Here is a 13957-nt window from a genome sequence, read left to right as displayed (position 1 = left end):
TAAATACATATTTTATTAAATTTCAGTTTTTTAAGTATATTTGTTGGCAATTTTAACAAACCGATACTTATGAAAAAAACTTTACTTTATCTATTCTTTTTACTTACATCGTTTAATTTCTATGCCCAAAGTGTAGTTAGTCCTATTGTGCGCTGTAATGGAGATTCATTCTTTGATTTAACTATTAAAAAAGATGAATTACTTGGAGACTTCAATTCTGCCGAAACTACAATTAGCTATCATCTTAGTAAAGATGATGCTGCAAACGACATTAATGCGATTCTAAATCCGACTTCGTTTGTAAGTACAGTACAATCTTATAGTATTTATGCCCGAATTAATAATAAAGGAAATATTATTTTAAAACTTTTCCGTTTAAATGTTAGCCCCCGTCTATCCGTAGATGCTACGATTAGGTATTCGGGATGTTACACGCCAATAGTCCTTATAAATGCTACAGGAGGCATACCTCCATTTCAATATTCAATGGACGGAACTAATTACCAAAAAGAGAACTTTTTTTATGGTAAAAAACCAGGAACTCATACAATATATACCAAAGACTCTTATGACTGCACCGCTTCAGCGCCTATAACGATACAAGATATATCTATTCCCCCTTTGCAGGCGCAATCTGTAGCTACAACAACAAGATGCAATGGTGAAAGCAACGCAGAAATAACCACACTTGCAAGAGGTGGAACCCCACCATATAGTTATTCTCTTCTAGAGAATCCTGATATTATAATAACTTTAAATGAAGGTCTTTTTACTTTTCGTAATATGCCTGCAGGTAGCTATACAGTACTCATTAGAGATGTAATGGGGTGTAACGAAATCAATCATATACAAGTTCAGGAATCTAAATTACTTACGGCTACTGCTACAATTACAGATCAAACCATAACAATTAATGCTACGGGTGGATCTAATCAATACACTTATGCCATCTCGCCTACTTTATATAAATTCACAGAAAACAATACCTTTACAAACCTGGAGCCTGGCACTTACGAAATACTTGTAAGAGATTCTTATAATTGTACTTTTAGCTTTGCCTCTACGATTAACCCACCTGCACCTCTATTTGAGGGCAAAAAAGTAATTACCTTAAATCTTACTGCTGGACAAACTCTTGCTGATATTAATGTTTCTGGTAGCAGTATTAAATGGTACAGTAATGCAACTTCGCCATCAGGAAAGACTAAAAGGGTAAACGAAGCTTTTTTACCGTTATCGACTGTGTTAGTAGATAACACTACTTATTATGCGTCTCAAACCATTAATGGTCTTGAAAGTAAAGAAAGACTAGCGGTAACTGTAAAACTAAATACGTTATCAAACCCTGACTTTGTACTTGGCAATTTTAAGTATCATCCTAATCCTGTAAAGAACGTATTAAGCATCGAAAACTCTTCGGTAATTGATGAAGTAACTCTTTTTTCTGTTGGTGGAATCATCATCTTGGATAAAAAAATAAACAGTTTACATTCTGATCTTGATTTATCAAATGTAGCAACAGGAATTTATTTCCTTAAAGTGAAGTCTGAAGGTCGCGAAAAAACGATAAAGATTGTAAAAGAATAAAGATATCAATCAGCATAAAAAAAGCCGTCATTTAATAAAAAATGACGGCTTTTCAATTGAAAATTATTATAAACTATAACTCTAATGCTTTCTTAGGATTGTTATCCATCAATAATTCAAGTGGGTTTTCTAATGCTTCTTTAATAGCAACTAAGAATCCTACTGACTCACGACCATCGATGATTCTGTGGTCATAAGAAAGTGCCACGTACATCATTGGGTGAATTTCTACTTTACCATTTACAGCAATCGGACGCTCAATAATGTTGTGCATTCCTAAGATTCCTGATTGTGGTGGATTGATGATTGGTGTACTTAACATACTTCCGAAAACTCCTCCGTTTGTAATTGTAAATGTACCACCTGTCATATCATCAACTGTAATCTGTCCGTCACGCGCTTTAATAGCCAATCTTTTGATTTCTGCTTCTACACCACGGAAAGTCAAATTCTCTGCGTTACGAACTACAGGAACCATTAATCCTTTTGGTCCAGATACTGCGATTGAAATATCACAGAAATCATAAGCTACTTTATAGTCACCATCCATCATAGAGTTTACATCTGGATATAATGCTAAAGCTCTTGTTACTGCTTTTGTAAAGAATGACATGTATCCTAAACCTACACCTGCGTGTTTAGCTTTGAATGCATCTTTGTATTCATTACGTAAGTTGTTTATTGGTGTCATATTAACTTCATTGAATGTAGTTAACATAGCTGTTTCGTTTTTAGCTGCTACTAATCTTTCTGCTACTTTACGACGTAACATTGAAAGTTTTGTACGCTCTGAACCACGGTTTCCTCCTGTTGGAGTTCCCATAGAAGGTACTGCATTTAAAGCATCTTCTTTAGTGATTCTTCCATCTTTACCTGTTCCTGAAACTGTAGATGGTGTTATGTTTTTTTCGTCTAATATTTTTCTTGCTGCTGGAGATGGTGTTCCAGATGCATAAGTTGCAGTTGGTGCCGGAGCTGCTTTTGGCGCTTCTGCTTTAACTTCAGCTTTCGGTGCTTCTGCCTTTGGTACCGAGGCTTCGGTACTAGCTGCTGCTGGTGCTGCTCCAGATGGTTTTGCTGCGCTAGTATCAATTAAGCAAACTACTGCTCCTACTGCTACTGCGTCTCCTTCTTCTGCTTTTAGTGTGATTGTTCCACTAGCTTCTGCCGGTAATTCAAGAGTTGCTTTATCAGAATCAACTTCAGCAATAGCTTGATCTTTTTCTACATAATCTCCGTCTTTTACTAACCAAGTTGCAATTTCAACTTCTTTTATTGATTCCCCTGGTGATGGGACTTTCATTTCTAAAATCATCTTTTTATAATTTTATATATTAACTAATTATTGTAGTACATTTCTGGAAGCACTTGAACAAACTCTTCCCCTTTTACTTTTAACTTATTGTATTTTTCTGTCGACTTCTTAATTATACTTTCATACTCTTTTTTGGCCTCTTCCAAATCTTCATTACTGATAGTATATTCTTTATTTTTCAGTATCGATTCAAGTATATTTTTTTTCTTTCTTTCAAATTTCTTAGGAGTTTTATAATGCTCCGGATTTGTATCAAAAGGAACCAGTCTGACAGCTGCTTTAATTGCCCCCATTTTCGGTTCTGAATCAACTATATATACTTTACCTGATTCAAGTTCTGCTTCAATAAAACTTGTATTTTCTGACCTTGCCCAAAATACATGCTTTCCTGGATCACACTCATATATTAAATAACTTCCATGATTAAACTTACCCAAAAACTTATCTCCGTCAAAATATTTAAAATTAATTAAAAACCCAACAGAAGATGATCTTACGAAATAAACCAAAGCTTTTCCTTCACTTGGTTTTTTAAGCTCTTGTGAATAATTAACTACCGAAAATAAAAGAACTACAAACAGAAATATTTTTTTCATAAAGTTTACTCCTTATTATCTGAATAGATTTTTATCAAAAACCATTCTGATTGCATCTGCATGACGACGTTTTGCTCGTGTGTAACTTCCTGATGCTGGTGCAGCGTATGCTTTTAATGATGCTAATCTCCATTTTACAAGGTCAAAGTTCATTAACATAAAGCTATAAGCTCCCATGTTTTTAGGCTCTTCTTGTGCCCAAACATAATCATCGGCGTTAGGATATTGTGCAATAATCGCTTTTATTTGCTCTACCGGGAACGGGAACAATTGCTCGATTCTTACTACTGCAACATCATTGCGTCCGTTATTTTCTCTTTCGGCAACTATATCATAGTAGAATTTACCTGTAACAAAAACTAATGTTTTTACTTCTTTTTTGTTAACTGTAGTATCATCTATTGTTTCTTGGAAACTTCCGCTTGCTAAATCTTCAACAGTCGATACACATCTTGGGTCACGCAATAAACTTTTTGGAGAGAAAACTACCAAAGGTTTACGGAATGTTGTTTTCATTTGTCTTCTCAATAAGTGGAAGAAGTTAGCTGGCGTTGTACAATCGGCAACATACATGTTTTGTCTTGCACAAAGTTGTAGGTAACGCTCCATTCTTGCTGAAGAGTGCTCTGCTCCTTGTCCTTCGTATCCGTGTGGTAATAATAAAACGATACCATTTTGGTTGTTCCATTTATCTTCTCCACAAGAGATATACTGATCAATCATGATTTGTGCTCCATTTGAGAAATCTCCAAATTGTGCTTCCCAAATTGTCAATGCATTAGGATTGGCCAAAGCATATCCGTAATCAAATCCTAAAACTCCGTATTCTGATAATAGGGAATTGAAAACTCCGAATTTTCCTTTTTTGTTTTCGATAGCATTCAATAGAATTACTTCTTCTTCTGAATCTTCTACTTTTACTACTGCGTGACGGTGTGAGAATGTACCACGCTCTACGTCTTGCCCAGAAATACGAACATCAAATCCTTCTGTTAAAAGTGAACCATAAGCTAATGCTTCTGCTGTTCCCCAATCGATAGTATTGTTGTCGTAACCTGTTTTTCTATCAGTAACAATTTTAGTTATCTTGTTGATGAACTTCTTGTCTGATGGTAGAGTTGAAATTGTTTTTATGATAGAATCTAAACCTGCTTTAGCAAAAGAGGTATCAAATTTATTCAACATCACAACATCTGTAACTTGCTCAAATCCTTTCCATTCATTTTGCATAAATGGTGTAATGATTGTCAAATCTTTTTTACGAGATGCTTCAAGATTCACCTCCATTGTCGATTTGTATTCTTTCTCTAACCCATTTACATAAGTAGCATCGATAATACCTTCTGACAATAATTTTTGTGCATAAATATCTCTTGGATTTTCATGCTTTGCAATAATTTTATATAAAACCGGTTGTGTAAAACGAGGTTCGTCACCTTCGTTATGACCGTATTTTCTGTATCCTAATAAATCGATAAATACATCACGACCAAATTCCATTCTGTAATCTAATGCAAATGAAACGGCATGAACTACTGCTTCTGCATCGTCTGCATTTACATGTAATACTGGCGAAAGTGTAACTTTGGCAACATCTGTACAATAAGTAGATGAACGTGCATCAAGGTAATTTGTTGTAAAACCAACTTGGTTGTTAATTACGATGTGTATTGTTCCTCCGGTTTTGTAACCGTCTAATTGTGCCATTTGTATAATCTCGTACAAGATACCTTGTCCTGCAATTGCAGCATCACCGTGAACGGCAATAGGTAATACTTTTGAGAAATCGTCAGCGTAATATTTATCTTGTTTTGCTCTGGTAATCCCTTCAATAACTGCTCCAACAGTCTCTAAGTGAGATGGATTTGGCGCTAGGTTGATATTGATATTTTTTCCAGTTCTTGTTTTTTTATCGGCAGTAAGTCCTAAGTGGTATTTTACGTCACCATCAAAGTATTCTTGATCGTAATCTTTACCATCAAATTCTCCGAAGATATCTTGTGTTGATTTGCCAAAGATATTTGCCAAAACGTTAAGACGTCCACGGTGAGCCATACCCATTACAAATTGCTCTACACCTTTTTCGGCTGCTTTTTCGATCAAAGCATCTAGAGCCGGGATGATTGACTCTCCTCCTTCTAGCGAGAATCTTTTTTGCCCAACATATTTCGTATGCAAGAAGTTCTCGAAAGAAACTGCTTGGTTTAATTTATTTAAGATTACCTTTTTCTCATCTGTAGAGAAATTAGGCTGGTTGTCATTTACTCCAAGTTTGTCCTGAATCCATTTTACAACATTTGGGTTACGAATATACATATACTCTACCCCAATATGCTGACAATAAATTGCCTGAAGACGTTTCACAATATCTTGCAATGAGCAAGGTGGAACACCAATTACTTTGGCAGCATCAAAAACAGTCGAAAGATCTGCTGATGTAAGTCCAAAATTTTCGATGTCTAAAGTTGGTGATGATGTTCTACGATCTCTTACTGGGTTTGTTTTAGTAAACAAATGACCACGAGAACGGTATCCGTCAATCAATTTTAATACGTTGAATTCTTTTTGTAATTTTTCAGATACCAAACTACAATCGGTGTTGTTAGCTGCGAATTCAACAATTTGCTGAACTGGTGCCTCGTCGTTGTAAGTTGTCATTCCAAAATCGAAACCTTGGAAAAAACTTCTCCAGCTTGGCTCTACGCTATCTGGGTTTTGTGTATATTGGTCGTACAATTGTGCGAAAAACTCTGTATGCGCAGCATTTAAAAATGAAAACCTATCCATAATATTTGTGAATATACTTTTTGTTAAATAGAATGGCAAAAGTACAATAATCGAATTTATTTAAATCTTTTTTTTACGTACTTTTACGTAAAAATTTGTTAAAATCCGCTTAACTATGAAGAAAAATCATTTTTCAATCGTTTTCAAATCATTTTTTATGATTTTGGCCCTAATATTTTCAAGTGGCATGATGGCGCAACAAAAATATTATATTCCTCAAAAGCAAAATGATTTCTGGAGCAATGTACAATTTGGAGGTGGAGTCGGATTAAGTTTTGGATCTGGATATACCGACATTTCGTTATTACCGAGTATGATTTACAATGTTAATCCAATTGTATCAGTTGGTGTAGGTCTACAATTTGGTTATGTGGCTTCTAAAAATGAATATTCTTCTTTTCTTTATGGTGGAAGCCTTATTGGATTAATAAATCCAATTCCCGAAATACAACTTTCGGCAGAACTAGAGCAGATTAATGTAAATACTGATTATAAATATATTGGCGGGCCAAGTTTTAGTGATAACTTCTGGAACACTGCCCTATTTCTTGGTGCTGGTTACCGAACTGGAAACGTGACCATAGGAATACGTTATGATGTATTGCATGACGACAACAAGAGCATTTACGGAGAAGCTTTTATGCCGTTTGTGAGAGTTTACTTTTAGAAGAAGGTGCAAAGGTTTTATCCAATGAAGCGCAATTCATTATCACGATACGTACACGGTTAAAACCGTGGGCTATGATTCAAATATGATAGAATTTAAGAACTCGACACAGATTACAAACATAAACAACATGCTATAAGCATTGCCAACGGTTTCAACCGTTGGAGCTCAATTCATTATCACGATACGTACCACACGGTTAAAACCGTGGGCTATGATTTAAATATGATAGAATTTAAGAACTCGACACAGATTACAAACATAAACAACATGTTATAAGCATTACCAATGGTTTCAACCAATGGAGCGCAATTCATTATCACGATACGTACACGGTTAAAATAGGATAGAATAAAAAAACGAAAGGAATAACAAACTTTGTTTCTTCGTTACTTTCCCCCTTTGAACCTTTGTCGCTTTGAACCTCTGTCCCTCTGTTCCTTTGAACCTTCCCTTTACCCTTTTTAAACCTTAATAAATATTACTGCATTGTTTACACAATGGCAGCAAATTCACTTTTTTCATACGTTGCAAAATACCTTTTATTCTTTTTTACTAAATACTCAAAATCGAAAGTAAAAAATGTAAATCTGAAAGTACAAATTAGGATTAAAATTTATGTTTGTGCATAATGATTGTATAAAAAACGATTATTTACACAAAAATATTTTTAACGCAACATTTCTTATTATGAAAAAAAAATTACTCTTTTTAATGGTTACTGCATTATACTCAGTAACTTATGTTAATGCCCAAAAAGTTTGGGATTTTGCTAATGTCACACCAATTTGGCCAACTAGCACAGCAGGCTATACGACAAACACGATCAAGGATAATTTAGGAATATATCCAGGAGTCACTATTACAGCTACACCAATAGGCGGAATTATTCCTTCGAATTTGACTTTTACAGATGGATTTAGCGGATTACGTTACTTTAGAATGGGTCAGGCATCGGTTTTTTCTAATAATCGACCAACTGAACGTTATTTATATTTTGCTACTACTGGTGCAGGAACTATAAAAATATGGTTTGCGAGCGGTGGTGGTGGTAGCCGTACTATTAAGGTTACTGATGGTACTACTGAAATAGGCAGCGCAAGTTCAGCCAACTCAACAACTCCTTCAATACTTGAAGCTCAGTACACTCAGACAAGTGGAAATATTTACATTTATACTGGTACAGGCACGGGTGTTAATATCTACAAAATTGAAATTACTGGTACAACTGGTACGACACAATTAATGAGCTCTCTTGCAATAAATGATTTTGAAGCAAACTCATCTACAAATATTTATTCTGACGGAAAAGAAGTTTTTATATCTAATGTAACATCAAGCACAAAAGTTGACATTTATAGTATAACGGGCGCTTTGATTAAATCATTAAAAACAGAAACTAATACTTCTTTTGCGCTAGATTCAGGCATCTATATTGCAAAAGTAAAAACGGCTGAAGGTGAAAAATCAGTTAAAATAGCGGTAAAATAAATTCATCTCAATATAAAAAAAAAGCGTAATCATAATTTGATTACGCTCTTTTTTTATCTTTTACTATACAAGAAATCAAACTTGTTATAGCTAGAAATCTATTTATAAAAATTCCTAAACCAGACCTTCTGCCATTCTCTTTTTAAGATTAGAAAAGAAACTTGTTCGGCAAGAATTACTAAATCTGACCCATCTAGTTTTTTTATTTCAGCTTCAGAAACATCAATTATATAAAGTAGGTTCAAATACTCGGCAAACTTATACTGAATCATTCGGTATATTTTTTCGTGCATTTGAATTTTAAGTTCATCTGGAGAAATACTCAGAGGAAAATCAATTCCTTCATTTGCTAAATTGAAGTCTTTATTAATTTGTTCGATTAAATTAAGATACAAAGCTTCTTTCTCTGCTTCCTGAAGTAGTAAATCTGCATTTTGTGGGGCTACAAACATTTGATTTAGGATTGTTGATTTATGATTAGTGATTTCAGAATTGAAAGATTTAATGATTGAAAAATTCAAAAATCTAAACCAGAATCTGAATTAAAATAAAAAACCTGATTACTAAAAACTAAAACTGGTTACTGTACACTGCAACTGATTACAGAATACTAAACCTTTCTTCCCATTAAGTTTTCGCCAAAAGTGCGTAATGACAATTTCTTTTCGTCGCTAATATCCATTTTATCTAATGTCTTAAAAGCTTCGAGTGTGTACATTTCGATTGCATCCTGAGTCTCTTTTGAAGCACCAGAATTATTAAAGATATTCTTTACTATTTCGATTTTATCTGTACTATCTTCAGGTTGTGTAGTAAATAAATCTTTTAGCTGGTTTGCTTTTTCATCATCTGAATGAGCCAATGCTTTTAGATATAAATAGGTTTTCTTGTTTTCGATAATATCTCCCCCAACTTGTTTTCCAAAAGTTTCCGGATCTCCAAATGCATCTAAATAATCGTCTTGTAACTGGAAAGCCAATCCTAATTGCAATCCGAAGTCATATATTAAATTAGCATTTTCATCAGACGTTTTTGCTACAATTGCACCCATTTTCATAGCTGCTGCAACTAAAACTGCTGTTTTATACTCAATCATTTTTAGATACTCAGGAATTGTAACGTCGTTTCTTTGCTCAAAATCAACATCCCATTGTTGCCCTTCGCAAACTTCTAAAGCTGTTTTACTAAAAAGCTTCGCTAGTTCTCTAAAAGTATTTGGTTCATATCTTTCAAAGTACTGATATGCCAAAATAAGCATAGCATCTCCAGAAAGGATTCCCGTATTAAGATCCCATTTTTCATGAACAGTTTCTTGCCCTCTTCGTAAAGGAGCATCATCCATGATATCATCATGTACTAATGAAAAATTATGAAAAATCTCAACTGCCATAGCAGCCGGAAGTGCTTCATTGTAAGAAACATCAAAAACTTCGGCAGTCATTAAAGTCAATACTGGACGCATTCTTTTTCCTCCAAGACTAACAATATATTCAATTGGCTCGTATAGGTTTTTAGGCTCTTTGCTTATGGTTTGTTTCTCCAGATAATCGACAAAGAATTCCTGGTATTGATATATGGCATGCATAAAAGTAATTTTCGGCTAATTTACGGCATTAAGCCTGCAATGCAAACTCCATTTCTTAATGAAATGTTAAATAATCAAAAATACTTTGGAAACTATTTTGGTGTTTAGAGTTTCCAATATACATTTGCATCGAAATTTAACAATAATTACAATGATCAATTTCCGCGTAATCCTGTTAGATACTAATTATTAATAAAACAATATTTAACATTATGAGAACACACTGGACAATTGATTCTAGCCAATCTGATGTTTTAATCAAAATGAGACATTCAATTCTGGCTTACTTAGGCGGTTCTATTAATCAGTTTCAAGGTCATGTTGATCTGAAGAATGATGAGATAGAAGATGCAACTATAGAATTTTCTTTGGATGTAAATAATAGGGAAGCTAAACTAGAGCAAATAAATACGTACTTAAAACTTAATGATTTTTTTGATGTAAATAAGTACCCTACAATAAGTTTTAAATCGACTTCTTTTCAGAAAGTAAACAAAAACATCAATTTCCTTAAAGGTGATTTAACAATAAAAGATGTTACGAAAACAGTAGAACTTGATGTAGAACTAGTGGAAACTGACTATTACGATGGCAACAAAAAAGTTTCTTTTGAACTTACTGGCGACATAAACCGTAAAGATTTTGGATTAGCTTATAATTCATTCAATCAAAGTAGCGGCTTAACAACTGGACAGGACATTAAACTTGTAGCCAATTTAGAATTTACCATCTAAGACTTACATCAAAATAGAAGTTTTTAAAAATTACAGATTAGAAGAAACAAAATGAGAGATAAAATTATATCAAAAGCGAGTGACTTATTCTTAAAATTAGGTTTTAAAAGTGTCACTATGGATGATATCGCAGGCGAAATGTGTATTTCTAAAAAAACAATTTATAAATATTTTTGCAATAAGGAGGTATTGATTAAAGAAAGTACTTCGTCTGTTCACCAGAAAGTTCATGAAATCATAGATTCTATTGTTGTTAAAAATCATAATGCCATTCAGGAGAATTTTGAAATACGAGAAATGTTTAAAAACATGTTTCAGTCTTCTATTGATACTTCTCCTATATATCAACTAAAGAAACACTATCCCGAAATTTACACCAACTTGATGAGACATGAGATAGACCAGTGCAGTCAATATTTTAGAGATAATATCACTAAGGGGATAGAACAAAAATTATATCGAGAGGATATTAACGTAGACATTTATGTGAAGTTTTATTACACTTTAATTTTTCATATAAACGAAACTACTAGTTCTGAGAAAGAAGCCCAGCTTGCAGAATTACAAGCTTTAGAATACCACACGAGAGCCATGGCTACTCTCGCAGGAATTATAGAGTTAGAAAAACAATTACAAAGAGTAACCCACTAATCATCAATCCATAATCTATAATCCATGAAAAGAATAATGATTCTCTTCGTCTTGGCTTTTGCAATAACCGCAAACGCGCAAGACAAAAACAATAGCAATCTGGCTAAGCAAGGCGGACAGACCTTGACCTTAAAAGATGCTATTTCTTATGCGCTACAAAATAAAGCCGATGCAAAAAAAGCTAAATTACAGGTAGAAAACAGTGAATACAAAATACAAGAAGTAAGATCTAGAGCATTGCCTCAAATTTCGGCAAACGGAAATTTAACTTACAATCCTGTAATACAAACTACAGTTATTGATGGTGCCGGTTTTGGGCAGCCAGGGACTTCTATTCAAGCAGCTTTTGGTCAAAAATGGACTTCGACTGCCGGAATTTCTTTAACTCAAAACATATTTGATCAAGCTGTATTTACAGGTTTAAGAGCTGCAAAAAGCACTCGCGAATTTTATCAAATCAATGAGCAACTAACGGAAGAGGATGTAATCGAAAAGGTTGCAAATAATTACTACGAAGTATATGTACAACGTTTAAACTTAACCGTTTTAGATAGTAATTACGTAAATACGGAGAAAGTAAAAAACATTATTCAAGGACAATTTGACAATGGTTTAGCTAAAAAAATTGACCTTAATCGAGTTCTTGTAAAACTATCAAACATTAGTACGCAACGCCAACAAGTTATTAATAGAGTAGCATTACAGGAAAACGCATTAAAATTTTACATGGGAATGCCTGTAGAAACTCAAATTGTAATTCCTAATACTGAATTTGAAATCACTCTTCAACCATTATCTGAAGCTCCAAATGTTGAGAATTTAAGTCAATATTTACTTTTGAAAAAACAAGAGCAATTATTGGTTTTCCAAAAGAAAGCGGTTCAAGCTGAGTTTTACCCAACTCTTTCTTTAAGTGCAGGATACAATTATATCGGTCAGGGTCCAGAAGTGCCTTGGTTCAATAAACCATCTTCTGGTGTGTACTGGTCAGATTTCTCGGCTATTGGTTTAAACTTAAGAGTGCCAATCTTTACTGGTTTTGGTACACGTGCCAAAGTTCGTCAGGCTGATGTTGCTATTCGTTCTTTACAGGAAGATATTAAAGACACAAAACTTTCGCTAGATATTGCTTATAGCAATGCAACGATCCAAATGGAAAACAGTCTTGTAACGATTAAAAACCAAAAGGAAAACAGAGAGCTTGCTCAACAAGTGTTGCAAAATACCAAAAACAATTATCTACAAGGTTTGGCTTCACTAAACGATTTATTAGATGTTGAAAATGCGTATATCGAAGCAGAAAACAATTACTCTTCGGCAATACTAGGATATAAAATAGCAGAAATTCAAGTAATCAAATCAAAAGGCCAACTAAAATCACTTATAAATAACTAAAAACAAATGAAAAAAATAATAATAACAATAGTAGTCATAATTGGTGCATTAGCATTAATTGGTTTCATATTAACGAAGAACGAGACTGAGAATAAAGCCAAAACAGATATTGTTGCAGAAAAAAATGCTGCAGTTTCAGTTAAAGTATCTTCTGTAAAAACACAAGAGGTTTCATTAGATTTCGTTGCAAACGGAAACTTTCAACCGATTCAGGAATTGACTTTCTCTGCAGAAAAATCAGGAAAAGTAATTAGTGTTTTAGCTAAAGAAGGTGATTATGTAAAAGTTGGTCAAACACTATTAACAGTAAGAGGTGATGTTATTAATGTAAATGCTCAGGCTGCACAAGCTGCATACCAAAATGCAAAATCTGATTACATTAGATACGAAAATGCTTTTAAAACTGATGGTGTTACTAAACAACAATTAGATCAGGCAAGATTAGCATTGACTAACGCTGAAGCTAACTTAAAACAAGCAAACATAAATGTTGGAGATACTAAAGTAAAAGCACCAATAAGCGGATTTATTAATAAAAAATATATCGAGCCAGGATCAATCTTAGCTGGAATGCCTGCAACTGCCTTGTTTGATATTGTAAATGTTTCTAAACTAAAACTAGTTGTAACTGTAAATGAAAACCAAGTTGCAAGCTTAAAACTAGGAAACACAATTAACGTAACTGCTAGTGTTTATCCTGATAAAACTTTCACTGGAAAAATTACTTTTATTGCTGCAAAAGCTGACGAATCTTTAAACTTCCCTGTAGAGATTGAAATCACAAATAACCCAAACAACGACCTAAAAGCGGGTATGTACGGAACTGCACATTTTGCATCAAGCCAACAAAAACAAAACTTGATGGTTGTACCTAGAAATGCTTTCGTAGGAAGTGTAAGTAGTAATGAAATATTTGTAGTTCAAAACGGAATTGCAAAACTAAAAAAAGTAACTGCTGGAAGAATTTTAGGAGATCAAGTAGAAATCATTAATGGATTGTCTGATGGGGAAACTGTAATTACTACAGGTCAAATTAACTTACAAGACGGTAATACTGTAGAAATTATTAAATAATTGTAGGCTATAAGCCGTAAGCAATAGGCTTTAAGCGCAATTTTTAAAAGCGTAAAGCCTACAGCTTACAGCCTA

The 13957-nt window shown here is 33.8% G+C and carries 12 protein-coding genes; 7 read left to right on the top strand and 5 right to left on the bottom strand.

All coding sequences use genetic code 11. From position 1 onward, the window contains the following. The first annotated feature begins 69 nt into the window (after nucleotides 1–69). Nucleotides 70–1587 (top strand): T9SS type A sorting domain-containing protein, encoded by a 1518-nt coding sequence (locus AC3IPI_RS06755; protein ID WP_489157967.1) that lies wholly within the window; start codon nucleotides 70–72, stop codon nucleotides 1585–1587. A gap of 73 nt (nucleotides 1588–1660) precedes the next feature. On the opposite strand, the gene odhB is transcribed toward AC3IPI_RS06755, so the two are convergent. Genes odhB through AC3IPI_RS06740 form a run of 3 tightly spaced genes read right to left on the bottom strand, consistent with a single transcriptional unit; the run spans nucleotide 1661 to nucleotide 6285 of the window. Further along, nucleotides 1661–2902, bottom strand: coding sequence for a 2-oxoglutarate dehydrogenase complex dihydrolipoyllysine-residue succinyltransferase (gene odhB / locus AC3IPI_RS06750; RefSeq protein WP_039117026.1), 1242 nt, complete (start codon nucleotides 2900–2902; stop codon nucleotides 1661–1663). 23 nt (nucleotides 2903–2925) lie between these two features. Then, a complete protein-coding gene (locus tag AC3IPI_RS06745; protein ID WP_052249924.1) occupies nucleotides 2926–3498 on the bottom strand; it encodes a hypothetical protein in 573 nt (190 codons plus the stop codon). Nucleotides 3499–3513: 15 nt separating this feature from the next. Next, on the bottom strand, nucleotides 3514–6285 hold the full coding sequence (locus AC3IPI_RS06740) for a 2-oxoglutarate dehydrogenase E1 component (protein ID WP_039113696.1): 2772 nt from the start codon (nucleotides 6283–6285) through the stop codon (nucleotides 3514–3516). Between the two features lie 115 nt (nucleotides 6286–6400). Between AC3IPI_RS06740 and AC3IPI_RS06735 the strand changes: the two genes are divergently transcribed. After that, on the top strand, nucleotides 6401–6952 hold the full coding sequence (locus tag AC3IPI_RS06735; protein ID WP_039113694.1) for a hypothetical protein: 552 nt from the start codon (nucleotides 6401–6403) through the stop codon (nucleotides 6950–6952). A 690-nt stretch (nucleotides 6953–7642) separates the two neighbouring features. After that, nucleotides 7643–8443 (top strand): T9SS type A sorting domain-containing protein, encoded by an 801-nt coding sequence (locus AC3IPI_RS06730; RefSeq protein WP_489157963.1) that lies wholly within the window; start codon nucleotides 7643–7645, stop codon nucleotides 8441–8443. A gap of 98 nt (nucleotides 8444–8541) precedes the next feature. On the opposite strand, the gene AC3IPI_RS06725 is transcribed toward AC3IPI_RS06730, so the two are convergent. Continuing rightward, a complete protein-coding gene (locus tag AC3IPI_RS06725) occupies nucleotides 8542–8895 on the bottom strand; it encodes a hypothetical protein (RefSeq protein WP_489157961.1) in 354 nt (117 codons plus the stop codon). 158 nt (nucleotides 8896–9053) lie between these two features. Next, complete coding sequence (locus tag AC3IPI_RS06720) at nucleotides 9054–10028, bottom strand: polyprenyl synthetase family protein (protein WP_039117029.1); 975 nt, start codon at nucleotides 10026–10028, stop codon at nucleotides 9054–9056. Nucleotides 10029–10240: 212 nt separating this feature from the next. On the opposite strand from AC3IPI_RS06720, the gene AC3IPI_RS06715 reads away from it, so the two are divergent. Genes AC3IPI_RS06715 through AC3IPI_RS06700 form a run of 4 tightly spaced genes read left to right on the top strand, consistent with a single transcriptional unit; the run spans nucleotide 10241 to nucleotide 13882 of the window. Next, complete coding sequence (locus AC3IPI_RS06715) at nucleotides 10241–10762, top strand: YceI family protein (protein WP_489157959.1); 522 nt, start codon at nucleotides 10241–10243, stop codon at nucleotides 10760–10762. 51 nt (nucleotides 10763–10813) lie between these two features. Next, nucleotides 10814–11413, top strand: a complete 600-nt coding sequence (locus AC3IPI_RS06710) for a TetR/AcrR family transcriptional regulator (RefSeq protein WP_039113688.1) — start codon at nucleotides 10814–10816, stop codon at nucleotides 11411–11413. Nucleotides 11414–11437: 24 nt separating this feature from the next. Then, the gene (locus tag AC3IPI_RS06705; protein ID WP_039113687.1) at nucleotides 11438–12808 is read left to right on the top strand and encodes a TolC family protein; all 1371 of its coding nucleotides are present in this window, start codon (nucleotides 11438–11440) and stop codon (nucleotides 12806–12808) included. Nucleotides 12809–12814: 6 nt separating this feature from the next. Further along, nucleotides 12815–13882 (top strand): efflux RND transporter periplasmic adaptor subunit, encoded by a 1068-nt coding sequence (locus AC3IPI_RS06700; protein WP_039113686.1) that lies wholly within the window; start codon nucleotides 12815–12817, stop codon nucleotides 13880–13882. Nucleotides 13883–13957 lie beyond the last annotated feature (75 nt).

The sequence above is a fragment of the Flavobacterium sp. GL_143 genome (genome assembly GCF_057834355.1).
This window is presented reverse-complemented; position numbering and strand designations above follow the sequence as displayed.

Bases quoted from the DNA above. Each gene is read 5' to 3' on its own strand.
- AC3IPI_RS06715 (WP_489157959.1), top strand. From the start codon at position 10,241: ATGAGAACACACTGGACAATTGATTCTAGCCAATCTGATGTTTTAATC.
- AC3IPI_RS06755 (WP_489157967.1), top strand. From the start codon at position 70: ATGAAAAAAACTTTACTTTATCTATTCTTTTTACTTACATCGTTTAAT.
- AC3IPI_RS06705 (WP_039113687.1), top strand. From the start codon at position 11,438: ATGAAAAGAATAATGATTCTCTTCGTCTTGGCTTTTGCAATAACCGCA.
- AC3IPI_RS06710 (WP_039113688.1), top strand. From the start codon at position 10,814: ATGAGAGATAAAATTATATCAAAAGCGAGTGACTTATTCTTAAAATTA.
- odhB (WP_039117026.1), bottom strand. From the start codon at position 2,902: ATGATTTTAGAAATGAAAGTCCCATCACCAGGGGAATCAATAAAAGAA.
- AC3IPI_RS06740 (WP_039113696.1), bottom strand. From the start codon at position 6,285: ATGGATAGGTTTTCATTTTTAAATGCTGCGCATACAGAGTTTTTCGCA.
- AC3IPI_RS06735 (WP_039113694.1), top strand. From the start codon at position 6,401: ATGAAGAAAAATCATTTTTCAATCGTTTTCAAATCATTTTTTATGATT.
- AC3IPI_RS06745 (WP_052249924.1), bottom strand. From the start codon at position 3,498: ATGAAAAAAATATTTCTGTTTGTAGTTCTTTTATTTTCGGTAGTTAAT.
- AC3IPI_RS06725 (WP_489157961.1), bottom strand. From the start codon at position 8,895: ATGTTTGTAGCCCCACAAAATGCAGATTTACTACTTCAGGAAGCAGAG.
- AC3IPI_RS06730 (WP_489157963.1), top strand. From the start codon at position 7,643: ATGAAAAAAAAATTACTCTTTTTAATGGTTACTGCATTATACTCAGTA.
- AC3IPI_RS06700 (WP_039113686.1), top strand. From the start codon at position 12,815: ATGAAAAAAATAATAATAACAATAGTAGTCATAATTGGTGCATTAGCA.
- AC3IPI_RS06720 (WP_039117029.1), bottom strand. From the start codon at position 10,028: ATGCATGCCATATATCAATACCAGGAATTCTTTGTCGATTATCTGGAG.